The sequence below is a fragment of the Actinophytocola xinjiangensis genome (assembly GCF_001921215.1).
Classification (GTDB): Bacteria; Actinomycetota; Actinomycetes; order Mycobacteriales; family Pseudonocardiaceae; genus Actinophytocola; species Actinophytocola xinjiangensis.
In genome coordinates this window covers 49232-71240 of record NZ_MSIF01000025.1, presented here as the reverse complement: position 1 = coordinate 71240, position 22009 = coordinate 49232, and the positions used below count along the sequence as shown (strand labels likewise).

Annotated in this window: 21 protein-coding genes; 10 read left to right on the top strand and 11 right to left on the bottom strand. The window is 71.0% G+C overall.

Going from position 1 to position 22009, the window contains the following annotated elements; all coding sequences use genetic code 11:
* Positions 1-66 precede the first annotated feature (66 nt).
* Positions 67-1260, top strand: a complete 1194-nt coding sequence (locus tag BLA60_RS34350; RefSeq protein ID WP_075137222.1) for a CaiB/BaiF CoA transferase family protein — start codon at positions 67-69, stop codon at positions 1258-1260.
* 170 nt (positions 1261-1430) lie between these two features.
* Positions 1431-2651 (top strand): DUF418 domain-containing protein, encoded by a 1221-nt coding sequence (locus BLA60_RS34345; RefSeq protein WP_084735696.1) that lies wholly within the window; start codon positions 1431-1433, stop codon positions 2649-2651.
* Between the two features lie 100 nt (positions 2652-2751).
* Here BLA60_RS34345 and BLA60_RS34340 read toward each other — a convergent pair whose 3' ends face one another.
* The gene (locus BLA60_RS34340) at positions 2752-2934 is read right to left on the bottom strand and encodes a ferredoxin (RefSeq protein WP_342744801.1); all 183 of its coding nucleotides are present in this window, start codon (positions 2932-2934) and stop codon (positions 2752-2754) included.
* Positions 2935-2950: 16 nt separating this feature from the next.
* Positions 2951-4159: a cytochrome P450 gene (locus tag BLA60_RS34335; RefSeq protein WP_075137220.1), complete on the bottom strand. Its 1209-nt coding sequence runs from the start codon at positions 4157-4159 to the stop codon at positions 2951-2953.
* A gap of 187 nt (positions 4160-4346) precedes the next feature.
* On the opposite strand from BLA60_RS34335, the gene BLA60_RS34330 reads away from it, so the two are divergent.
* The 6 genes from BLA60_RS34330 to BLA60_RS34305 all read left to right on the top strand — a co-directional run bounded on the left by BLA60_RS34330 (position 4347) and on the right by BLA60_RS34305 (position 10201).
* The gene (locus BLA60_RS34330; protein ID WP_075137219.1) at positions 4347-5531 is read left to right on the top strand and encodes an RCC1 domain-containing protein; all 1185 of its coding nucleotides are present in this window, start codon (positions 4347-4349) and stop codon (positions 5529-5531) included.
* 28 nt (positions 5532-5559) lie between these two features.
* Positions 5560-6585: a methyltransferase gene (locus tag BLA60_RS34325; RefSeq protein ID WP_075137218.1), complete on the top strand. Its 1026-nt coding sequence runs from the start codon at positions 5560-5562 to the stop codon at positions 6583-6585.
* Between the two features lie 89 nt (positions 6586-6674).
* Positions 6675-7958 (top strand): erythromycin esterase family protein, encoded by a 1284-nt coding sequence (locus BLA60_RS34320; RefSeq protein ID WP_075137217.1) that lies wholly within the window; start codon positions 6675-6677, stop codon positions 7956-7958.
* A 16-nt stretch (positions 7959-7974) separates the two neighbouring features.
* Positions 7975-8823, top strand: coding sequence for a GNAT family N-acetyltransferase (locus BLA60_RS34315; RefSeq protein ID WP_075137216.1), 849 nt, complete (start codon positions 7975-7977; stop codon positions 8821-8823).
* A gap of 16 nt (positions 8824-8839) precedes the next feature.
* The gene (locus BLA60_RS34310; protein ID WP_075137215.1) at positions 8840-9613 is read left to right on the top strand and encodes an SDR family NAD(P)-dependent oxidoreductase; all 774 of its coding nucleotides are present in this window, start codon (positions 8840-8842) and stop codon (positions 9611-9613) included.
* A gap of 228 nt (positions 9614-9841) precedes the next feature.
* The gene (locus BLA60_RS34305; RefSeq protein WP_075137214.1) at positions 9842-10201 is read left to right on the top strand and encodes a hypothetical protein; all 360 of its coding nucleotides are present in this window, start codon (positions 9842-9844) and stop codon (positions 10199-10201) included.
* 72 nt (positions 10202-10273) lie between these two features.
* On the opposite strand, the gene BLA60_RS34300 is transcribed toward BLA60_RS34305, so the two are convergent.
* From BLA60_RS34300 to ccrA, 5 genes are read right to left on the bottom strand one after another with little or no spacing between them, the layout of a single operon-like run.
* Positions 10274-11665, bottom strand: coding sequence for an MFS transporter (locus tag BLA60_RS34300; protein WP_075137213.1), 1392 nt, complete (start codon positions 11663-11665; stop codon positions 10274-10276).
* Between the two features lie 2 nt (positions 11666-11667).
* Positions 11668-12894, bottom strand: coding sequence for a lysophospholipid acyltransferase family protein (locus tag BLA60_RS34295; protein ID WP_075137212.1), 1227 nt, complete (start codon positions 12892-12894; stop codon positions 11668-11670).
* Positions 12891-13736, bottom strand: a complete 846-nt coding sequence (locus BLA60_RS34290) for a phosphatidate cytidylyltransferase (protein WP_075137211.1) — start codon at positions 13734-13736, stop codon at positions 12891-12893. The genes BLA60_RS34295 and BLA60_RS34290 overlap by 4 nt, the downstream gene beginning before the upstream one ends.
* Position 13737: 1 nt before the next feature.
* Positions 13738-14421, bottom strand: coding sequence for a CDP-alcohol phosphatidyltransferase family protein (locus BLA60_RS34285; protein WP_084735693.1), 684 nt, complete (start codon positions 14419-14421; stop codon positions 13738-13740).
* 55 nt (positions 14422-14476) lie between these two features.
* Positions 14477-15817 (bottom strand): crotonyl-CoA carboxylase/reductase, encoded by a 1341-nt coding sequence (gene ccrA, locus BLA60_RS34280; protein ID WP_075137210.1) that lies wholly within the window; start codon positions 15815-15817, stop codon positions 14477-14479.
* A gap of 140 nt (positions 15818-15957) precedes the next feature.
* Here ccrA and BLA60_RS34275 point away from each other — a divergent pair, with 140 nt between their 5' ends.
* Complete coding sequence (locus BLA60_RS34275) at positions 15958-16512, top strand: hypothetical protein (protein ID WP_084735691.1); 555 nt, start codon at positions 15958-15960, stop codon at positions 16510-16512.
* Positions 16513-16524: 12 nt separating this feature from the next.
* Here the strand turns inward: BLA60_RS34275 and BLA60_RS34270 are convergent, their stop codons facing one another.
* The 4 genes from BLA60_RS34270 to BLA60_RS34255 all read right to left on the bottom strand — a co-directional run bounded on the left by BLA60_RS34270 (position 16525) and on the right by BLA60_RS34255 (position 20620).
* Positions 16525-17508 (bottom strand): NAD-dependent epimerase/dehydratase family protein, encoded by a 984-nt coding sequence (locus tag BLA60_RS34270; protein WP_075137209.1) that lies wholly within the window; start codon positions 17506-17508, stop codon positions 16525-16527.
* The gene (locus tag BLA60_RS34265) at positions 17505-18851 is read right to left on the bottom strand and encodes a nucleotide sugar dehydrogenase (RefSeq protein WP_075137208.1); all 1347 of its coding nucleotides are present in this window, start codon (positions 18849-18851) and stop codon (positions 17505-17507) included. The genes BLA60_RS34270 and BLA60_RS34265 overlap by 4 nt, the downstream gene beginning before the upstream one ends.
* A gap of 189 nt (positions 18852-19040) precedes the next feature.
* Entirely contained in the window at positions 19041-20156 is a 1116-nt protein-coding gene (locus BLA60_RS34260) for a DegT/DnrJ/EryC1/StrS family aminotransferase (protein ID WP_075137207.1), read from the bottom strand.
* Complete coding sequence (locus BLA60_RS34255; RefSeq protein ID WP_245812346.1) at positions 20153-20620, bottom strand: sugar 3,4-ketoisomerase; 468 nt, start codon at positions 20618-20620, stop codon at positions 20153-20155. The genes BLA60_RS34260 and BLA60_RS34255 overlap by 4 nt, the downstream gene beginning before the upstream one ends.
* 190 nt (positions 20621-20810) lie before the next feature.
* Between BLA60_RS34255 and BLA60_RS34250 the strand changes: the two genes are divergently transcribed.
* The gene (locus BLA60_RS34250) at positions 20811-21983 is read left to right on the top strand and encodes a glycosyltransferase (RefSeq protein ID WP_075137285.1); all 1173 of its coding nucleotides are present in this window, start codon (positions 20811-20813) and stop codon (positions 21981-21983) included.
* Positions 21984-22009 lie beyond the last annotated feature (26 nt).

Genomic DNA, 22009 nt, shown 5'->3' with positions numbered 1-22009 from the left:
CGCGGGACGCCGACCAACCCGAAACCCTCGACCGACCCTCGACAGCCGTCTGCTGCACTCTCGGGAATGAACCTTCCCCTGGAAGGCATCCGAGTCACGGACCTGACCCGGGTGCTGGCCGGCCCGACCGCCACCGCCCTGCTCGCCGACCTGGGTGCGGACGTCGTCAAGGTGGAGGCCCTCCCCCGGGGCGACAACGCCCGGGCCTGGGGCCCGTTCGTCGACGGGCGGGGCCAGTACTTCGCCTCCATCAACCGCAACAAGCGCTCGTTGGCGCTGGATCTGCGGCACCCTGACGGGCAGGCCGTGCTGCGTCGCCTGGTCGGCGACAGTGACGTGCTGGTCGAGAACTTCCGGCCGGGCACGCTGGCCAAACTGGGCCTGGACCCCGACCGGCTGGCCGTCGACCACCCTCGGCTGGTGATCGCCAGTGTCTCCGGTTACGGCCCGACCGGGCCGGAGCGCGACACCCCTGGCCTGGACCAGATCGCCCAGGGCATGTCGGGGCTGATGTCGGTGACCGGCGCCGGTGAGCACACGCCGATGCGGGTCGGTGTCCCGGTGGTGGACAGCATCTCCGGGATCGTGACCGCGTTCGCGGTGGCCGCGGCGCTGGCCGGCCGGGAGCGCCGCGGGCGGGGCGGGCATGTGCAGACCTCGCTGCTGGAGTCGGCGATCTCGGTGCTCAGTTTCCAGGCGCAGCGTTACCTGGCCGCCGGCGAGGTGCCGGCGGCCAGTGGCAACGACCATCCGGTGATCAGCCCGTACGGCGTGTTCGCCACCGCCGACGATCCGATCAACCTGGCCGCCGGCACGCACGCCCAGTGGCTGGCGCTGTGCGCCGAGCTGGAGGTGCCGGAGCTGACCGGTCTGCCCGAGTACGCCGACCCGTCCGCGCGGGTCACCCACCGCGCGCAGCTCCAGGTGGCGTTGGAGAAGGCGCTGCTCACCCGCCCGGCCGCGGAGTGGGTGCCCCGGCTGCGGGCGGCGGGGATCCCGGCCGGCCCGGTGTACCGGATGGACCGGGTGTTCGCCGATCCGCAGGTCGAGGCGCTGGGTCTGGTCCAGCACGCCCCGCTGGCCGGCGGCGGCACGACGCCGCTGGTCCGGGGGCCGGTGTGGGTGGACGGCAGGCCGTCGCGGGTGGCGCAGGCGCCGCCGGAGCTCGGTGAGCACTCGGCGGCGGTGCTGGCCGAGCTGGGGTTGTCCGGCGCGGAGATCACCGCGCTGTGCGAGGCCGGGGTGACCCGCTGTCCGTGAGCGGGAACCAATCGCCGGCGGGCGCCGTTGACCCGGTTACAGGCAGGACGCGAACGCCCGCAACGGCTCTTGAGCGAACGTTGCGTTCGCGTCGAGTGTCACGCGGTCTATTGGGCCGGACGTGCATCCCTCCCGGGGGATTCATCCGGCCGACCAAAAGGCGGACATCCATGTCTGACAGTGCTCCCTTATCCCGTGGCTCGACCACCGCCGGCGACACCCCGCCGGGTCCCTCGTCCCACCAGTCCCGTTCGCTGGCCCCCGACCTCGCCCGGGGCTTCATGCTGCTGCTCATCGCCCTTGGCCACTCGTCGGTGCTGCGGGCGGCGTGGTCGGACGGCGGCTACTCCAACGACGATCCGATCTCCGCGTTCTACAACGCCGCCGCCGCCGTACTGCTCGACGGCCGGGGGGCGGCGCTGTTCGCGTTCCTGTTCGGCTACGGCCTGTCCCAGATGTACCTGCGGTACTCCCAGCGCGGCTACGAGTGGCCCAAGTTCCGGGGGCTGATCCAGCGCCGGGGGTTCTGGCTGCTGGTGATCGGTCTGCTGCACACCGCGCTGCTGTTCTTCGGTGACCTGCTGGCCGCCTACGGCGTGGTCACGTTGATCTTCTTCGCCGCGCTGCGGTGGACCTCGCGCAGCCTGTGGATCACCGGTTCGATCTTCCTGACCGCCGGCACCCTGGTCTACGCCTTCGGTATCCCGCAGGTGTTCCAGAGCCTGAGCCAGCCGGAGACGGTCACCCCGCTGTCGGACATGCTCTACCGCTTCCAGTGGCCGATGATGATCCCGCTCGTGGTCGTCGGCGCGGTGTTCCCGGTGCTGGTCGGTATCTGGGCCGCCCGCAAGCGTCTGCTCGACGAGCCGCACCTGCACCGCTCCTACCTGCGCAAGGTCGCGGTCTACGGCATCCTGATCACGATCGTCCTGGGCCTGCCCTACGCGCTGATCAACGGCGGCTACATCATGACCGAGTCGATGGTCGTCTACAACGGCACGTACTGGATCAACCAGATGGGCGGCTACTTCGGCGGCTTCGCCTACGCGGCGCTGTTCGGTCTGCTGGCCGCCAAGATCGGTGACCGGCGCAACAAGGTGGTCAACGCCCTGGTCGCCACCGGTCAGCGGTCGCTGTCCTGCTACCTGTTCCAGTCGCTGTGCTGGATGGTGCTCGGCGCGCCGTACCTGATCGGCCTGGGCAACACGATGTCGGAGCTGGGTGCGCTGGGCGTCGGTGCCCTGGTGTGGATCTTCGCGCTGTGCGTGTCGGCGCTGATGGCCAAGCGTGGGGTGCGCGGCCCGGTCGAGATCGTCTACCGGCGGCTGACCTACGGGCGTTCGGCGTCGTCGAACTCCAAGGCCGAGCCGAAGGTCCCGGCCGGCGTCTGAGAAGCGGCACAACAGTGGGGCCCGGTGGCGATCAGCCACCGGGCCCACTGTCGGATCACTGTCGGGTCACTGCCGGGTCACTGTCGGCGGGCGGTTCGCGTTACTGCTCGACCACCCGGATCGCGCCGGAGGGGCAGGCGAACGCCACGTCCGCCAGCGGCGCGACCAACTCCGCCGGTGGGTTCTCCTCCAGCAGCACGACGACGGCGTCCTCGCCCTGGTCGAACACCTGCGGCAGGGCCTGGGCGCACAGGCCGGCGCCGCAGCAACGGTCGCGATCCACGATCACCTTCGGCACGTCACCACACCACCGGGCACTCATACAGGCCGTACACCCACATCTCGTAGCGGTAGCGCAGTTCCTCGGGCGCCACCGTGGTGCGCAGCCCGGGGAACGCGGCGAACAGCTCCCGCAGCACGACCCGCACCTCGGTGCGGGCCAGGCTCTGCCCGGCGCACTGGTGCACGCCGTAGCCGAAGGTCACGTGCGGCGACTGGGCCTGGCCGGTGTCCACGGCGTGCGGGCAGCCGTAGCGGCTCTCGTCGCGGTTGGCCGAGGCCAGCGAGCACACCACCCACTCGCCCTTGGCGATGTGGATGCCGTTGATCTCGATGTCGTCGGTGGCCCGCCGCACGATGCCCCACTGGATGATGGCGTGCATCCGCAGGATCTCCTCGACCAGCGCGGTGCCCTTCGCGGTGTCGGCCAGGTCGGCGATCAGTTCGCGGTTGTCCATCAGGGTCGCCACGCCGAGGCCGATCATGTTGGCGGTGGTCTCGTGCCCGGCGATGAGCAGCAGCATGGCCTGGCCGACGACGATGTCGTGCGGGGCCGGCTCGCCGGCGATCCGCGCGTGCACCAGGCGGCCGAGCACGTCGGAGGTGTTGGCCGATTTCCGTTTGTCGGTGACCAGCTGGCCGAGGTACTCGTAGAGCGCCCTGGTGGCGGCGTTGATCTTCTCCGCCGGCGCGCCGACCTGGCTGCGGACCTCGGCCTGTTCCTGGAAGAACTCCTGGTCGGCCTGGGGGACGCCGAGCACCTCGCAGATCACCCGGGAGGGCACCGGCAGCGCCAGGTTCTCCACCAGGTCGGCGCCCGGCCCGATCTCGCGGACGCGGTCGAGGTACTCGCGGGTGATCTCGGCGATCCGGGGCTCCATCGAGCGCGCCCAGCGGGGCGTCATCTCCTTGACGATCGCCCGGCGCCACGGCGTGTGCTCCGGCGGGTCCATGGCCACCAGCGAGCGGGGCAGCATGACCTCCGGCTTGCGGTCCTTGATCGCCGAGAGCGACGGCGGCGGGCTGTTGAACCGGTTGATCGACAGCCTCGGGTCGGCCAGCAGAGTGCGTACCTCGCTGTAGGTGGTGACCAGCCAGCCCTCGACGCCGTTGGGCCAGACGAACCGGGAGATCGGCGATTCCTTGCGCAGCTGGTCGTACTCCGGCGGCGGGTGGAACGGATGCGTGCGCGAGCGTGGCAGCTCGGGCAACGAGGACGGCAGCGCCATGGCAACCCTTCTGGCTCTGTTTCTTACGCGAGCTATTTGCCTGCTCCTTACCATGACTCGCGCCTGTGACTGCGCGCTCAAGAACCATTCGAGATTGCTGGCGCGTTATGTCCGGATCACTCACTATCGAAGAGAAATCGAGGCGTGCCGCCGACCCCCCGATATCCCCAGAAACGAGAGGGACGACATGAGTCAGATCGTCAGCGCATGGGGCGACAACACCAATGGACAACTCGCCAACGGAAGCAGTGGCGACCAGACCCACGTGCCGCAGCAGGTCAAGTCCCTCGATGGTGTGCGCACGATCGAGGCCGGCAGCGGGCACGTCATCGCGATCATGGAGGACGGCTCGGCCTTCGGCTGGGGCCGCAACGGCTTCGGCCAGATCGGTGACATCTCCACCGATCAACAGGCCAAACCGACACGGGTCAAACTCGAGGGGATCAAGGCGGTGGCGCCGGGCGGCGGGCACACCCTGTTCCTGCTGGAGGACGGCACCGTCTGGGGTTGCGGCGCCGGCTTCTTCGGCATGCTCGGCCCGGACAACATGCGGGTGCACCCGGTCCCGGTGAAGATCGAGGCCCCGAACAACATCGTGCAGCTGGTGTCCGGCGGCAGCCACGCGCTGGCGCTGCTCGACGACGGCACGGTGTGGGCGTGGGGCCGCGACGACTGCGGCCAGCTGGCCGACGGTGACCAGACCGGCAAGCGTGACGGTGCCCTGGTGCAGGCGCACGCCGGCCGGGAGTACCCGATCCGCGCGCTGCCCCAGCCCGTGGAGGGCGTCACCGGTGCCACGTTCGTGGCCACCGGCGGCGGCCACAGCCTGGTGGTGCTGGAGGACGGTTCGCTGATCACCTGGGGCCTCAACGACTGTGGCCAGCTCGGTGACGGTGTGGCGGCCAACCGCAAGCGCGAGTACCGCACCCCGGTGAAGGCGCTGGTGTCCGACGTCAAGGCGGTCGCCGGGGCGTACCACCACACGCTGATCCTGTTGAACGACGGCACGGTGCGGGCCTGTGGCATCAACGACCGTGGCCAGTGCGGTGACGGCTCGACCGTCGAGCGGTCGACGCCGGTCGAGGTCGCCGGCCTGACCGACGTCGTGCAGATCGCCGCGACCGGCGGTGGCGGCGACGACAACCCCGGCGACTACGGGCACAGCGTCGCGGTGCGCGCCGACGGCTCGCTGTGGGGTTGGGGCAACAACAACTTCGGTGAGCTCGGCATCGAGGGGGTCGGCCTGTCGCCGTCGCCCTCGCAGGTCCCCGGCGTCTCCGGGGTCACGTACGTGACCTGCTCCGGTGAGGTGCCCGGCTTCCGTGAGCTTCCCGGCGGTGGCAGCACGATCGCACTCCACAGTGGACAGTAAGAACCAGCAGAGGAGCGAGACACCAGCCATGAGCACCGAACCGACCATCGAGGACGTCCACGCCCTGCTCGACCTGATGTTCCCCACCTCCGGCCAGTGCCTGGGCATCGCCGCCGAGCTGCGGGTCGCCGACCTGCTGGCCGACGGTCCGCTGGGCATCGCCGAGCTGGCCGACAAGACCGGCGCGCACCAGCACGCGTTGCAGTCCGCGTTGCAGATCCTCAACGAGGACGGGATCTTCGACGAGGTCGAGCCCGGCGTGTTCGCCAACACGCCGCGCTCGACGCTGCTGCGCAAGGGTGTGCCGAACTCGCAGTTCATCATGTCGCAGTTCGCCGCGTCGGAGTGGCTGTGGCGGTCCTACGCCAAGACCAGCCACAGCGTGAAGACCGGCAAGGCCGCCTTCGAGGAGGCCTACGGCATGACGCTGTGGGCCTACATGGGACAGAACCCGACCGCCGGCCGCGACTTCAACATGGCCATGAACGAGTTCTCCCAGACGCTCGGCCCGTCGATCGTGGCCGGCTACCCGGAGTTCGGCGAGGCGGACGTGATCTCCGACCTCGGCGGCGGCACCGGGACCTACCTGGCGAACATCCTCAGCGCCTACCCGACGGTCAAGCGCGGTGTGCTGGCCGACCTGCCGCCGGTGATCGAGCAGGCCAAGGCCCGCCCCGACCTGGCGCCGCTGGTGGAGGGCAACCGGCTGGAGTTCCACCCCGGTGACTTCTTCGAGTCCGTTCCCTCCGGTGTGGACCTCTACGTCTGCAAGCAGATCACCCACTCGTGGAACGACGAGAAGCTGCTGTCGGTGCTGAAGAACTGCCGGGCGGCCTCGCCGAACGCCAAGATCGCGGCGGCGGAACTGTTGCTGCGTCCGGGGATCGGCCGGTTCGTGAAGTACTTCGACATCATGATGCTGGTGACGATGGCCGGCTTCCTGCGCACCGAGGAGCAGTACGCCGAGGTGTTCGCGCAGGCGGGCTACAAGCTCACCAGGGTGGTCCCCACGGAGACCGCGTTCTCGATCATCGAGGCCGTTCCGGTCGACTGAGACCCGGTTCCGGCATGACCGCAGGAAACCTGGCACCGGCCACTCACGTGGTGGCCGGTGCCGTCAGGCTGTGAGGGAGAAGGACGATCGTGACTGCGCACAACGAGCCGACCGAGGCCGACGAGGCCACCGTCCGGGCCGAGGTCACGGAGTGGATCAGGCAGTACGGCCTGCCACTGTCTACAGCGGACGCGACAGAGTCCCTTCGGGACATCGAGCCGCTTGGCGCGATGGTCGGCGCGGCGGACGTGGTCGGTATCGGGCCGTCCACCTACGGCGGGCACGAGCAGTTCACCCAGGCGCACCGGATCATCCGGGTCCTGGTGGAGCAGCTGGGCTTTCGCACCGTGGCCACCGAGGAGGACTGGGACGTCGCCCGCGAACTCGACCGGTACGTGCTCACCGGTGAGGGCGACCTGGACGCCCTGGTGGCGGGTACCGGCGTGCCGTGGCGGGTCGGTGAGATCCGCGACCTGCTGGCGTGGATCCGCGAGTACAACACCACCCACGACGAGCCGGTGCGGTTCGTCGGTGTCGGCGTGATCGACACCCGCCCGGCCAGCTACGACGAGGTCGCCGACCACGTGGCGGCCGTGGCGCCCGAGCGGTCGGCCGAGCTGGCCGCCCACTTCGACGTGCTGCGGCCCACGCGCCCCGACCACGTGCGGTGGTTCATCGGCGAGGTGACCGACAAGGACCGCTACGTCGAGCACGCCCGCGCCGCGGCGGCGCTGGTGGCCTCGCTGTCCGGGCCGGACGCCAAGGCCCAGGAGTGGATCGCCCAGCAGGCCAGGCAGATCGTCGGGTTCTACGAGCACTACGCCCACCACCTAACCGACGACGGCTACCGCGACGCGAAGATGGCCGAGAACATCGTGTGGTGGCAGCGGTACACCGGCCACCGGATCGCCTACCTGTCGACCAGCGCGCACAGCGTGCGCTCCGACGGGCTGACGATCAACGTCCCGCCGCGCGGCACGCTGACGTTCCGGCCGACCGGCGGGCACCTGCGGGAGGCCTTCGGCGAGCGGTACTTCTCCATCGGCATCACCTTCACCGCCGGCACGGTGAACTCCGGGTGGGGCCTGCCGCCCTTCGCCAGCCGGCCGATCGCCGCGCCGGCGCTGGCCGACGGGTTCGTCGAGTCGCACTTCCACAACTACGCCTCGCCGCGCTACCTGCTCGACCTGCGGCGCAACCCGCCGGAGATCGTGAAGCGGTGGCTGGCCGCACCGGTCAAGGCCAGGATCATCGGCTCGATCTGCGCGCCCGACCAGGCGGCGGAGGGCTACTGGATGACCGGCGGCTCGCTCGCCGAGTGGTACGACGTGCTGCTGCACGAGAAGGAACTCACCCCAACGCAGGCCAAGTGACGAGCGGGAGTCTTCGATGCAGGTAACGTCCACACCGGACCCGGCGGAGTTCGTCGCCTCGGCCGGTGACTGGCTGAGCGCCTCGCCGGTGGAGAACAACGTGCTGCTGGTGCACGGGCTGGACCCCAACGGGGTCACGCCCGGCGACCGGGACCCGGTGTTCACCACCGTCACCGACTCCGACGGCGCGGTCGTCGGCGCGGGCTATTTCCGTTCGCCGATGCGGATGACGATCTCGGCGATGCCCCCGGCGGCGGCGGTCGCGCTGGCCGAGTTCATGTCCAAGGAGGGCGAACCGGTTCCGGGGGTGAGCGGGCCGACCGACGCCGCGGTCGCGTTCACCACCCGCTGGACCGAGCTGACCGGGCAGTCCGTCCGCCAGGAACGCGCCCAGTGGATCATGGAGTGCACGGCGACGACCCGCCCGGAGAACCCGGCCGGCCGGCCCCGGCTGGCCACCGAGGCCGACCTGGAGACCGTCGCCGAGTGGTTCACCGCCGGCATGCGCGACAGCGGCCTGTCCCCCGAGGAGATCAAACGCCGCACCCAGCACATGGTCGGCGGGCAGATCGCCAACGAGCGGCTGATCCTGTGGGAGGCGCCGGACGGATCGCCGGCCGGCGCGGCGGGCTGGAACCCGCCGCTGCACGGCGTGGTGCGGCCATCGGGGGTGTTCGTCAGCCCCGACCACCGCGACGGCGGGATCGCCACGCTGGTGCTCGGCGAGGTCGTCGCGCGGGCGCTGGAGTCCGGCGCCGACGCGTGCGTGTGTACGCATTTCCTGCAGTACCAGTCGATGCAGGCCGTCGTGGAGAAGGTCGGCTTCCGCCGGCTGCTCGACGTGGTCGAGCACATCTACCAGTGACGCCGAAGGGAGCGACATGACCTCCGATGTGCCACGCTACCCGGATCTGGAGGGTAGGACGGCGGTGGTGACCGGCGGTTCCCGGGGGATCGGCGCCCAGGTGTGCCGGGCCTTCGCCGCCAACGGGATGAACGTCGTGGTGACCGGGCGCGACAAGGACGCCATCCAGTCCGTTGTGGACGGTATCCGGGCCGACGGCGGGACGGCGGCCGGCGCGGTCGCCGACGTGACCGACCGGTCGGCCGTCGAGGAACTGCGGGAGACCGCCGAGCGCGAGTTCGGCCAGGTCGACGTGCTCGCCGCGTTCGCCGGGTTCGACCAGGGCCAGGGCGCGCTGGCGGAGGTGACCGAGGAGAACTGGCACGCGGTCATCGACGGCAACCTGACCGCCACGTTCCTCACCGTGCAGGCGTTCCTGCCGGCGATGATGGCCAGGGGCGGCGGCTCGATCATCACCATGGCCTCCACCGCCGGGCGGCTGCCGGGCCGGGCGTCCATCCCGTACTCGGCGGCCAAGGCCGGCGTGCTGATGTTCACCCGGCGGGTGGCGCTGGACGCGGGCGCGCGCGACGTGCGGGTCAACGCGATCGCGCCGTCGGCGATCCTCACCGAGCGCCAGGAGCAGCGCATTCCCGAGCAGATGCGCGAGCAGGTCGCCAAGCAGTTCCCCATCGCCCGGTGGGGTACGCCGCAGGACTGTGCCAACGCGGCGCTGTTCCTGGCCTCGTCGGCGTCGGGCTGGGTCACCGGCCAGACGATCGACGTGGCCGGCGGAAAGGTCATGCTGTGAGGCACCGGTTTCTCGAGGCGGTCCCGAGTGAACAGCGAGTTCCCCGGACGTCGCCGGGCCTACCATGAGTCGATTGTGCGAAACCGGGGATTCCACGACGTAGGTGACGGTGCTGACCTACGCCCCGGGGCGTAGCCGAGAAGCCTTCGTACGCCGGATGCCGCACCGTCGCCGGCCTGCGATTCTTCTCGTCAGGAGCACAACCCGCTTGCTAAGGAGAGTAAGGGAATGAACTACCCCACAGCCCGCAACCTCACCGCGGCGGGCCTGGTCGGTATCATCGTCGGCATCGTGTTCCTGCGCATTGCCGGCGTCGACATGCCGCCGGTCCCGCCCGGTGCGCTGATCTGCCTGGTCGCCGCCGTCGCGATGTACGTCGCCCCCTGGAAGTGGGTGCCGATCGTGGCCGTGCTCGGCGCGCTGGCCGAGGCCATTCCGTCCATCGTGGGCGTCGGCAGTGCCGAGCAGGGTGGCATGGAGGTCCTCGGTGACTGGGTCCGGCTGATCGGTGCGCTCGTCGCGCTGGTGTTCGCCGTGGTCGCCACCATCGCCTCCTTCCGTGGCGCCAAGGCGGAAGCCACCGCCTGACACCGTCCCACCACGACACACGAACCGCCGGATGCGTTGGCATCCGGCGGTTCGCCGTTGTCACCGGCCCGGTCACCGGCCCGCCAGCGCCAGCTCCCGGTCGGGGGCCCGGTCGCGGTGCCACGCCACGTACAGCACGGCGCTGGCGACGGTCACCGACGCGAGCAGCCACCAGGCCAGCCGGTAGGCACCGAGGTCGGCCGCCGACCCGAGCGCGGCGACCAGCAGGCTCACCCCGAGCACCCCACCGAACTGGCGGAAGCTGTTGTTCACCGCGATCCCCACGCCGAAGCGGTCCTCCGGCAGCGACGCGGCCGCCGCACTGTTCACCGTGGACAGTGCCAGGCCGACACCGACCCCGTTGAGCACCAGCGTCGGCAGCCAGACGGCCAACCACGCGGAGTCCGGCCCGAGCCGGGTGGCCAGCAGCACCGCGCCGACGGTGTAGCAGGCCGCGCCGGCGACGAACACCTGCCGGTAGCCGAACCGCTCGGCCAGCCCACCCGCCGCCGGCGCGACCAGCGCGGTCACCAGCGCCGCCGGGCTGACCGCCAACGCCGCCAGCAGCGGCGAGTAGTGCCACACGTTCTGCAGGAACAGCAGGCTCGCCAGCAGGTTCGCGAAGAACGACACCGAGAACACCAGCGTCACCACGGTGGACGCGACGAAGTTGCGGATCCCGAACAGTGTCAGGTCCACCGCCGGCCGGGCGACCCGGCGGGCCCGGCGCACCAGCCACGGCACGGTCGCCGCGCCCAGCACCAGCGCCCCCAGGACCCGGGGGTCCGCCCAGCCGATCCTCGGGCCGTAGATCACCGCGAAGCTCAGCAGCGCCGGGCCGACCCCGCTGATCAGCACGCCCAGCGGGTCGGGTGCCCCGCCCCGGGGCGCGGCCGGCTCGGGGGCCAGCAGCCGCCGGCCCCAGGCCGCGGCGGCCAGGCACACCGGCACGTTCACCAGGAACACCAGCCGCCAGTCGGCGTACTCGATCAGCAGCGAACCCAGCGTCGGCCCGATCGCCGTGGCGACCGCGCCCATCGCGCCCCACGCGCTGACCGCGCCGGCCCGCTGGCCACGGGGGAAGGCCCGCAGCAGCAGCGTCAGCGAGGCCGGCACGATCATGGCGCCGAACAGGCCCTGGACGGTCCGGGCCGCGATCAGCACCCCCGGCGATGGCGCCAGCCCGCAGACCGCGCTGGCCAGCGCGAACCCGCACAGCCCGAGCTGGAACAGGCGGCGGGCACCGTAGGTGTCGCTCATCCGTCCGGCCGGGATCAGCACCGCCGCGAACACCAGCGTGTAGGCGTTGAGCACCCACACCAGGGTGGCGAGGTCGGCGTCGAAGGCGCGGCGCACCGTCTCGAACGCCACGTTCACGATCGTGGTGTCGAGGAAGACGATGAACACGCCGAGCCCGGTGAGCAGCAGCATCCGGCGCGCCGCCGGTGAGGTCGTGGTGGCCATGCTCAGCTCCACATCCGCACGAGCAGCGTGAGGCCGACCACGAACAGCCCCGTGAACGCCACCACCCAGACGGGGTAGAACCGGCGCCACCGCTGGGCCAGCACACCGATCAACGCCAGCACCGCGCCGATGATCACCATCCGCTCACCGCGCGCGGTCAGCGAGTTCACCGCCCACTCGCCGGCGTTCACCCCCATCCGGCCGGCCTCGGCCGAGTACAGCTTGTAGGGGATCGCGCTGGAGGGCTGGTGCGCGACCGCGGCCGCGCCCTCGGCCCGCAGCTCGGTGCGCACCTGGACGAGCATCCGGTCGGTGGTCAGCGGCTGGGGCAGGGTCACCGGTGTGGCGGCGTAGAGGCCCAGAGCGGCGACCCCGCCGGCGACACTGGCCAGCACGGTCGTCAGGATCAGCCGGGGCGCGAACCTCGGCGCGGCGACACACAGGATGGCCAGCAGCGACTCGGGGATCAGCGGCCAGCTCAACGCCTCGGTGAACGACCACGCCGCCACCAGCGCCAGGCCCCACCGCGACGCCGCCAGCCGGGCGATCCGCACCCGCAGCCGACTGTCCCTGGGCCGGTGGCCCTCGATCAGCGCCGCGACCTCGGCGCGGGCCCGGTCCTTGTCCGGCGCCTCCAGCGGCGCGCCGATCCGCACGCCGATCCGCTGGGGCCGCAGACGACCGCGCTTGGCCAGCATCCGCCCGGTGCCGCACACCGCGACCGGCACCACCGGCACGCCGTACTCGGCGGCCAGCCGGAACGCACCGCCCCGGAACTCGCCGAGCTCGCCGCCGCCCCGGGTGCCCTCCGGGAACACGACCACGGCCTGCCCGGCGGCCAGCAGCGGCCCGGCCTGCTCCCGCAGCGACAGGTAGGCGTCCGAGCCCTGGCGGTGCATGGGGAACGCGCCGACCAGCCGGGTGCACACCACCCGCCGGAACCAGCCACGGAACCAGTAGTCCCAGGCGGCGGCGACCCGGGGCGCGGACCGGGCCCGCAGCGAGGCGGCCAGCACCGGCGCGTCGGCGTGCGAGCTGTGGTTGGCGACCACGACACAGCCGCCGGCGGGCAGCCGGCCGTGGACCTTGATGCCGCCGAGCAGGAAAAAGAACAGCCGCCAGCCGACCTTGCGGGCCAGCGCGGCCAGTTGGGCGCCGGCCCGGGGCCGGCGCCGGGTGGGTAACAGTGCGGTTCTCCGCTGTCGCGGAGCCTCCGTCCGGGTGGTCATGCCGTCACTCCCAACAGGATCAGCGTGATGAGCAGCGAGTCGATGCGATCCAGCAGGCCGCCGAAACCGGGCAGCCAGCGACCGGCGTCCTTGACGCCCGCACCACGCTTGAACATGGATTCGAGAAGGTCGCCGAGCACGCAGCCGGCCAGCACCGCCGCGTGCAGCCACGGCGTCCACGCCGAGAGCGCCACCAGCGCCAGGCCCGCGAACACACCGGACCCGAGCACACCGGCCCAGGTCTTGTTCGGCGAGAGCGTGGACAGCGATCGGCTCAGCGGGCCGGAGCGGCCCAGCGCGCGCCCGCCGCACCAGCCGCCGACGTCGGCGAAGGCGACCGCGACGCACACGGCGAGCACGGTGCCGCCCAGCGAGACGATGCCGCTCAACGCGATCGGCAGCCACAGCAGGCCGAAGGCGGTCGCGGCGGCGCGGGTGGCGCCGCGTTCGGCGTCCTGGCCAAGCAGCGGCGGCAACGCGGCCACCACCAGACCGATGCCCACGGCGGGCACCGAGGATGGCGTGAACCCGGACAGCACCGAGAACGGCACCACCACGCTGGCCGCGACCAGGACCGTCCGGTCGGCGGCGCGCAGGCCCATCAGCCGCCCGTACTCCAGCGACCCGACGACACCGAGACCGGCGGCGAACACCGCGGCGCCGGGCCCGCCGAAGGACATCGTCGTGCACAGCAGGATCGCGGCGACCAGCCAGGTTCGCCACCGCCGGCGCAGTTCGGCGTTGCGCACGAACAGCAGCAGCACACCGGTGACCAGGAGCATGCCGGCGATGACCGGGACCGCACGCGCCAGCTCGGGATAGGGACTCAACCAGGAGGGCATGTCAGCCTCGTACTGGTTGTCCGGTCCTCCCGGTCGGTGCGGCTATCTCGTGTTCGCGGGCCAGGCGCACCATGCGTAACAGCCCGGTGACCACCGAGCCGGCGAGCACCACCACCGCGAACGCGGTGTACCAGCCGGTCGCGGCGGCCAGCGCCACGAGCAGGCAGCGTTCGGTCTTGCCGACCGGGCCGCCGTTGATCCGGCGCGTTCCGGCGGCCGCGCCGGCCAGCGACACCCACGAGGGCATCGAGGCGGCCAGCAGCACGCCCAGCGCCAGCGGCAGCGACACGTGCGCCAGCAGTCCGGCGAGCACCAGCAGGTCGGCGGCCCGGTCGCCGAACTCGTTGAGCACCGCGCCCCAGCGGGTCTGGCGGCCGGACTCGCGGGCCACCGAACCGTCCAGGTTGGCCGCGGCGAGCCGGGCGACCAGCAGCAGCGTCACCGGCAGCGCGGCGACCGGCGCCGGCAGCAACGCCAGCGACAGTCCCGCGCCGGCGGCGAACAGGATCCCGGCCAGGCTGATGGTGTTCGGGCTGACGCCGCGCCGCACCAGCACCACGCGGACGAACGTGAGCCGGGCGGCGAACCAGGCCTTCAGGGAGTAGAGCCCGGCCGAGGAGATCTTTCGGGTGGGTAGGTCGTTGGCGGACAGGTCGTTGCCACGTAAGTCGTCGTCGACTGTCATGCTGATCCCCAGTTCATCTTTTTCTCGGGCGGCCGGTTCGGCCGCGTGGTCAGGTTCAGGTGGCCCGGCGGAACAGGGTCAGCCGGTCCTCGCCGATGCGCTCGCGCAGCACGGGGTCGGTGATGCCAAGGCCCTCCGACGGGGCCAGGCACAGCACGCCGACCTTGCCGGTGTGTGTGTTGGTCTGCACCAGACGCACCGCCTCGGGCACCTCGGCGAGCGGGTACACGGCCGAGAGCGTCGGGGCGATCCGCCCGCGCTCGATCAACCGGTTGCAGTCCAGCTGCTCACGCATGTTGGCCCCGTGGCTGCCGATGATCCGCTTGACCCGCATCCACAGGTAGCGGTTGTCGAACTGGTGCTGGTAGCCGGTGCTCGACCCGCAGGTGACCACGGTGCCGGCGGCCTTGGCGACGAACACCGAGACACCGAAGGTCTTCTGGCCGACGTAGTCGTAGACGATGTCGGGGTCCTGGCCGACCTGCGAGCGGATGATCTTGCCGAGCCGGCGGCCGATCTCCATGGTGCGCCCGGGATCCAGGCCGTCGTAGCCGGCCATCCCCAGCTCCTCGCGGTTGATCACCACGTCGCAGCCGAGGTCGCGGGCCAGCTGCTCCTTGGCGGGCGAGCTGACCACGCCGACGGGGATCCCGCCGCCGTTCTTGACGAACTGCACGCCGTAGGCGCCCAGGCCGCCGGTCGCGCCCCACAGCAGCACCACGTCGCCCTGCTTCATCCGGGCGCCGTGGTCGCTGACCAGCATCCGGTAGGCGGTGCCAGCGCACAGCGGGTTGGCGGCCGCCTCCTCCCACGACAGGTGGGCCGGCTTGCGCATCAGCATGCTGGACCGCACGACGCAGTAGTGCCCGAACGAGCCGAAGTTGGTCTCGAAACCCCAGGCCAGCGTGCCGGCCTTGATCGAGTCGTCCTGGACCAGCGGGTCCTGGTCGTCGGCGTAGCTGGGGCTCACGACCACGTGGTCGCCCAGCTTCCACCCGCCGCGCACGCCGTCGCCCATCGCGACGACCACCCCGGCGGCGTCCGAGCCGACGACCTGGTGCGGCTGGTCGTGGCGCGACTCCCACTTGCCGCGCCGGGCCAGGTGCTTGAGGAACTGGAAGGTGGGCAGGGGCTCGAAGATCGCCGACCACACGGTGTTGAAGTTGACCGCGGCGGCCATCACCGCGACCAGCACCTCGTCCGGGGCCAGTTCCGGCATCGGCACCCTGCCCAGGCGTAAGGACTTGCGCACGTCCTTGTCCGCGACACCGCGGAACATGTCGACGTCGTCCTGGTGGATGTAGGAGGCGTAGTAGTCGGCCGGCACCTCGTGGCGCGCCAACTCCTCGGGCCCTGCCCCGTCCACGACCGCCTGGCCAAGCGCATCGACGTTCATCACGGACTCCTCGTTCGGTCGCGACGCGCTCGTGCCGACCTGCCGGGACGCGTGGTCACGACCGATCCGCTAGCGTCGGTGGGGTTGAATTGGTCTGACAGTGTTTTCCGTCGGTTTCCCGTCAGGGGGAGTTGTTCCCGGTGACTTCGGACAGCAAGGTGAACGACCCGACCGCCACCCGGGCCAGGCCCGCCCGCCGGATCGGGCTGATGCCCCAACCGGTGCGCAGAACCGTGCTCGTCCTGCACGTGATGACGGCCGTCGGCTGGCTGGGCGTCACCTTCGCCGACCTGGCGCTGGGTGCCACCGCGTTGACCACCGACAGCCCCGAGCTGCAACACTCGATGCTCAACGCGCTGGGCGTGATCGCCGACGTGGTCCTGATCCCGATCGCCTGGATCGCGTTCGCCACCGGGCTGCTGCTGGCGTTGGGCACCAAGTGGGGTCTGGTGCGGCACAAGTGGGTGCTCACGAAGTTCCTGCTGACCACCGTGGTCGTGCTGCTCACCACGTTCTCGCTGGTCCCCGAGCTCCAGTCGCGGCGCGACGCGGTGGAGACCACCGCCGCCGACCAGCTGGTCACGCTGGACGACATGGCACTGGTCTCCGCCGGCATCGTCTCGACCTCGGTGTACACCATCTGTGTGCTGCTCTCGGTGGTCAAGCCGTGGGGCCGTACCCGCTGGGGACGGTGACCACGCCCCGCCCTACTCGGCGCCGCTGTCGTCCAGGTCCAGCCACCACTGGCTGTTCCTGGCCCACTCGATGGTCCTGGCGAGGCCGTTCTCCAGCGAGGTCTCACACGTCCAGCCCAGGACCGTCCTGGCCTTGGTGTTGTCCGGCACCCGACGCGACAGGTCCTCATAGGACTGTCCCAGCCGGACTCCGGTGTCCACGTGGTGCAGCTCGGTCTCCGGCCCGGCGAGCTTGACGACCAGCTCGGCGGCGTCACCGATCGTGGTCTCGATCATGCTGCCGATGTTGAACGCCTGACCGACCGCCGCCGGACTGTCGGCCGCCAGCAGGGTGCCGGCGATCGCGTCGTCGATGAACGTGAAGCAGCGGGTCTGCAGACCGTCGTCGTAGACCACCACCGGTTTCCCGTTCAATGCCCGGTGCACCGACCGGCTCACCACGAAACCCGGCCGCTGGCGGGGCCCGTAGGCGTTGAAGTACCGCACGATCGTCGCGTCCAGACCGCGCTGGCGGACGAAGGCGAACGTGAGGTGCTCGGTGAGTGCCTTGCTGGAGCTGTAGGTCCAGCGGTCGGCGGAGGTCGCGCCCAGCACCCGGTCGTCGTCCTCGCGCCACGGCACGGCCGGGTTCTTGCCGAACACCTCGCTGGTGCTGGCCACCACGACCTTCGCGCCGGCGTCGGCGGCCAGGTCCAGCACGTTGCGGGTGCCGGTGAAGTTGACGTCGATGACGTCCAGCGGCCGGGCCAGGTAGTTGTCCACCCCGACCACCGCCGCCAGGTGGTACACGACGTCCGCCTCGGCGGTGATGGCCGTGGCGAGCGCCTCGCGGTCCAGCACGTCACCGGGCACGTAGCGGGCGTGCCGGCGCGCGGTCTGCTGCCAGTGCGGCGGCGGCGCCCCGTCGAAGATGGTGACCTCGTCGCCCCGCGCGACCAACGCCTCGACCAGGTGACTGCCGATGAACCCACAGCCCCCCGTAACCACGGCCTTCATCGGCCGACTCCGCGGTAGGCGTAGCCGAGGGAGTTGAGTTCGGCGATCTTGTCGCGGGAGTAGTAGGCGCGGCCGTCGAGCACGAGGCAGTCGGCGGCGACCGGCAGGGACGCGAAGTCCAGGTCGGCGAAGTCGCGGTGCAGGGCCAGGACGGCCACACAGTCCGCGTCGCGCACCGCGTCCTGGACCGAGCCGGCCAGCGGGCGGCCGAACAGTTTCTCCGCCTCGGCGGCGTCCACCAGCGGGTCGTACACGACCACCTCGCCGCAGGCGCGGTCCAGGGCCTCGACGGCGTCCCTGGTCGGGGTGGCGCGCAGGTCACCGGTGTTGTTCTTGAACGCCAGCCCCAGCACGGCGACCTTGGACGTGGCCGGGTCCTTGCCCAGCTTGGTCAGCCCGTCCACCGCCAGCTGCGCGGTGTACTCGGGCATCCCGGCGTTGACCTCGCGCCCGGCCGGCGCGGTGAGGATCTCCAGGCCGCGTTCGCGGGCGGAGTGCCACACCATCCACGGGTCCTTGGTCAGGCAGGAGCCGCCGACACCGACGCTGGGCAGCAGGATGTTGACCATCCCCTTGCCCTTGGGGATCGAGTTGGCCGCCGAGATGACGTCCAGCACGTCCACCCCGAACAGCGCGGAGAACTTCGCCAGTTCGTTGCCCAGCGCGATGTTCAGGTCGATCCACCAGTTGTCGGCGAGCTTGACGATCTCCGCGGCCTCCAGCGAGTCCAGGGCGATCACCTCGACGCCCAGCGCCTGGCGCCAGAACTCGGCGGCGTCGGCCGCGCTGTCGGCGTCCAGGCCACCGGCCACGATCGGGAACGTGTTCAGCTCGTGCAGCGCGGTGCCCTCGGCGAGACGCTCGGGGGTGAACGCGAGCCCGAAGTCCTCGCCGCCGGTCAGCCCGCTGCTCTGCAGCAGCGGCAGCACGAGGCTGCGGGTGGTGCCCGGCGGGACGGTGCTCTTGAGCACGATCAGCTGCCCGCGCCGCAGGTTGCCGGCCAGCTCGCGGATCGCGCTCTGCAACTGCTCGTCGGCCAGCGAGCCGTCCTCGCGGACGGGGGTGCCGACGGTCATCAGCACCACGTCGGCGCCGGCGGCCTCACCGGCGTCGGTGGACACCCGCAACTTCCCGGCCCTGATGCCGGCGAACAGCAGCTCGGGCAGACCCTGCTCCTCGAACCGGCAGAAGCCGTTGTCCAGTTCGTCGATGAGCCGGGAGTCGGTGTCGATACCCACGACGTCGAGGCCGCGATCCGCGAGCGTCGCCGCGATACACGAACCGACGTACCCGAGTCCGATAACCGCTACTTTCAGTTCATGTTGACCAGAGATGAATCGCATTGAACAGCTCCTCAAGCAGAGCGACGGCCGCCATCGATATCGCCTAAGGTTGGCTCCGCCGCTGTCCCCACGTAGTGGGCCGGCGGTCCCCAGAAAGCCGGGAATTCGTCACGTTCTCGATCCGTCCACGAGTCCGGAAAAGCCGAATGCCGCCCGGCGCGGGCGGCATTCGGAGGGTGGCCGGTGAGGTCAGGCGTGCGGAATCTCCCCGGCGGCGGCGCGCACGGCGTCGATCACCACACCGGTCTGCTCCTCGGTGACGTGCGGGCCCATCGGCAGGCTCAGCACCTCCCCGGCCAGCAGCTCGGCGATCGGCAGCGAGCCGGGCGGGATGGCGGCGTCGGCGTAGGCCGGGGACAGGTGCGGGGGCACCGGGTAGTGGATCAGCGTGCCGATCCCCGCCGAGGTCAGCCGCTCGGCCAGGTCGTCGCGCCGCTGGTGGCGCACCACGAACAGGTGCCACGCCGGCTCGTGGTCGGGCGCGACGTCGGGCAGCGCCAGCCCGTCGATCCCGGCGAGTTCGTCGAGGTAGCGGGCGGCGACCGTGCCCCGGCGGGCGTTCCAGTCGTCGAGGTGGGCGAGCTTGACCCGCAGCAGCGCGGCCTGCAACTCGTCGAGGCGGGAGTTCGTGCCCTTGACGTCGTTGTGGTACTTGACCTTCGAGCCGTAGTTGCGCAGCAACCGCACCTGCTCGGCGACCGCCGGGTCGTTGGTGACCACCGCGCCGCCGTCGCCGATGGCGCCGAGGTTCTTGCCGGGGTAGAAGGAGAACGCGGCCGCGTACCGGGCGCCGACCCGCTGCCCCCGGTAGCGGGCGCCGTGCGCCTGCGCGGCGTCCTCGATGACCGCCAGCCCGAAGTTCGCGGCGACCGCGTCGATGGCGTCCAGGTCGGCCGGCCGGCCGTAGAGGTGCACGGCCAGCACGGCCTTCGTCCGGTGGGTGATCGCCGCCTCGATCCGCGCCGGGTCCAGGTTGAACGAGGCGGGCTCCGGCTCCACCGGCACCGGCGTCGCCCCGGCGGCGGTCACCCCCAGCCAGGTCGCGATGTAGGTGTTGGACGGCACGATGACCTCGTCACCGGGCCCGATGCCCAACGCCCGCACGATCAGCTCGATGGCGTCCAGCCCGGAGGCGACCCCGACGCAGTGCCGGGCGCCGCAGTAGCCCGCGAACTCGGACTCGAACGCCTCGACCTCGGGGCCGAGCAGGTACCAGCCGGACTCGTAGACCCGCTGGGTGGCGGCGTCCAGGTCGGCGCGCAGTTCCTGGTAGGGCGAGCGAAGGTCGAGGAAGGGGACCTTCACGCCGCCAGCCTCCTCGCGTCGGCGCGGAACTCGTCGTAGTGCTGGTAGTACTCGTCCGGGTCGTAGGGCTCGTTGACCAGCCACAACCCGACGGTGCCTGGGGCGTAGCCGGTCATGTCCCCCCACACCATGGGCCCGACGTACAGGCCGCGACTGGGGTCGTCGAGCAGGTAGGCGCGCCGGTTGAACCCGTCGTCGACGGTGACCGTGAAGGCGCCGTGCACGGCGACGATCAGCTGGTGGATGCGTTTGTGGCCGTGCCCGCCCCGGTCGGTCCCGTCGGGGACGCCGTGGACGTAGAAGGCGCGTTTGATCTCGAAGTCGATCTCGGACTCCGGCTGGACGACGGTCAGCTTGCCGCGCGGGTCGCTGTGTTCGGTGAGCTGGACCATCCGGCAGGGGTTGATCCGACCGACCACCACGTTCTGGTCCTGGACACCGGGCCCTGGCAATACGTCGGTCACCCCGACACCACCTCACTGATTGGGCGTGCAGATGACATTGACGTTCCCATTCGAACGGTCCCGAACAGTAGGGCGGAATTCCCGGGCTCGTGGGACTGGTTCCCACCCGTTTTCCCGACCCCTTGGTCCCTGATCGAGCCTTCCTCGAACATTCCCGACCGGCCGGGTGGGCGTGCTTAGCATGGGGTTCATGCGCGTCGTCTTCTCGGGACTCCCGTCGTTCGGACACTTCCTCCAACTGCTGCCCCTCGCGGTCGCCGCCCGCGACGCCGGCCACGACGTCACCGTCGCCACCGGCGAGGTACGCCACGGCCTGCTGGCCGACCTGGGCCTGCGCCCGGTCCGCGCCGGCCGCTCGACCAACGACGTGGTCGCCCAGGCGTCGGAGCAGGTGCGGGCCGAAACCCCGAACTTCGAGGAGCTGGAGCAGCGCGAGGCCATCGGCCTGATCTCCACGAAGTTCAGCTGGCTCATGCCCCAGGCCTTCGTCGACGACCTGCTGCCCTTGTTCGACGAGGTGCGGCCCGACCTGGTGATCCACGGCGCGTACAGCCCCGGCCCCGGCCTCGCGGCCCGCCTGGCCGGCATTCCCGCGCTGTGCCACGGCACCGGCCGTCCCCGCTCGGACGAGGACCCCCTGATGGCGTCCTCCGGCCAGGTCCTGCGCGACTACGCCGAGACCCTGGGCATCTCCCTGCCGGCCGCGTACCCGATCTACCTGGGCAACAAGTTCCTCGACATCTGCCCGCCGTCGCTCAACGACCCCAAGTTCATGGAGATCGCCGACCGCACGCAGCTGCGCCTGATCCCGTTCAACGCCGCCCCCGGCGAGGTCCCGGCGTGGGTGCGCGACCGCACCCGCCCCCTGATCTTCCTGTCCCTGGGCACCGAGTCCGACTCGGTCGAGATGCTCCGCGCCGCCATCGACGGACTGTCCACCCTGGACGCCACCGTCCTGGTCGCCTCAGGGAAACTGGACCCCTCGACCCTCGGCGAGGTCCCCGACAACGTCGTCCTCCAGTCCTGGGTCCCCCAGGCCGACCTGCTGCCCCACGTGGACCTGTCGGTCCACCACGGCGGCAACGGCACCACGTTCGGCTCCATGCACGCGGCGCGGCCCCAACTGTTCCTCCAGAACAGCCCCGGCCCCGACCAACTCCTCAACGCCGAGATGGTCTGCGCGGCCGGAGCGGGCCAACGCCTCCTGTTCGCCGAGGTCACCGCCGAAGCCGTGGCCGTCAAGGCCAAGTCCCTGCTGTCCGACACCGCCAGCACCGACGCCGCCAACGCCATCGCCCAGGAAATGGCGTCCATGCCGTCCCCCGCCGAGGTCGCCGCCCAACTGCCGGACCTGATCAGCTAGCACCGCGACTGGGCTTTTTCTGGGCA

Coding starts and splice junctions, on each gene's coding strand:
- BLA60_RS34350 (WP_075137222.1), top strand. CDS start 67: ATGAACCTTCCCCTGGAAGGCATCCGAGTCACGGACCTGACCCGGGTG.
- BLA60_RS34345 (WP_084735696.1), top strand. CDS start 1,431: ATGTCTGACAGTGCTCCCTTATCCCGTGGCTCGACCACCGCCGGCGAC.
- BLA60_RS34335 (WP_075137220.1), bottom strand. CDS start 4,159: ATGGCGCTGCCGTCCTCGTTGCCCGAGCTGCCACGCTCGCGCACGCAT.
- BLA60_RS34330 (WP_075137219.1), top strand. CDS start 4,347: ATGAGTCAGATCGTCAGCGCATGGGGCGACAACACCAATGGACAACTC.
- BLA60_RS34325 (WP_075137218.1), top strand. CDS start 5,560: ATGAGCACCGAACCGACCATCGAGGACGTCCACGCCCTGCTCGACCTG.
- BLA60_RS34315 (WP_075137216.1), top strand. CDS start 7,975: ATGCAGGTAACGTCCACACCGGACCCGGCGGAGTTCGTCGCCTCGGCC.
- BLA60_RS34310 (WP_075137215.1), top strand. CDS start 8,840: ATGACCTCCGATGTGCCACGCTACCCGGATCTGGAGGGTAGGACGGCG.
- BLA60_RS34305 (WP_075137214.1), top strand. CDS start 9,842: ATGAACTACCCCACAGCCCGCAACCTCACCGCGGCGGGCCTGGTCGGT.
- BLA60_RS34300 (WP_075137213.1), bottom strand. CDS start 11,665: ATGGCCACCACGACCTCACCGGCGGCGCGCCGGATGCTGCTGCTCACC.
- BLA60_RS34295 (WP_075137212.1), bottom strand. CDS start 12,894: ATGACCACCCGGACGGAGGCTCCGCGACAGCGGAGAACCGCACTGTTA.
- BLA60_RS34290 (WP_075137211.1), bottom strand. CDS start 13,736: ATGCCCTCCTGGTTGAGTCCCTATCCCGAGCTGGCGCGTGCGGTCCCG.
- BLA60_RS34285 (WP_084735693.1), bottom strand. CDS start 14,421: ATGACAGTCGACGACGACTTACGTGGCAACGACCTGTCCGCCAACGAC.
- ccrA (WP_075137210.1), bottom strand. CDS start 15,817: ATGAACGTCGATGCGCTTGGCCAGGCGGTCGTGGACGGGGCAGGGCCC.
- BLA60_RS34270 (WP_075137209.1), bottom strand. CDS start 17,508: ATGAAGGCCGTGGTTACGGGGGGCTGTGGGTTCATCGGCAGTCACCTG.
- BLA60_RS34265 (WP_075137208.1), bottom strand. CDS start 18,851: ATGCGATTCATCTCTGGTCAACATGAACTGAAAGTAGCGGTTATCGGA.
- BLA60_RS34250 (WP_075137285.1), top strand. CDS start 20,811: ATGCGCGTCGTCTTCTCGGGACTCCCGTCGTTCGGACACTTCCTCCAA.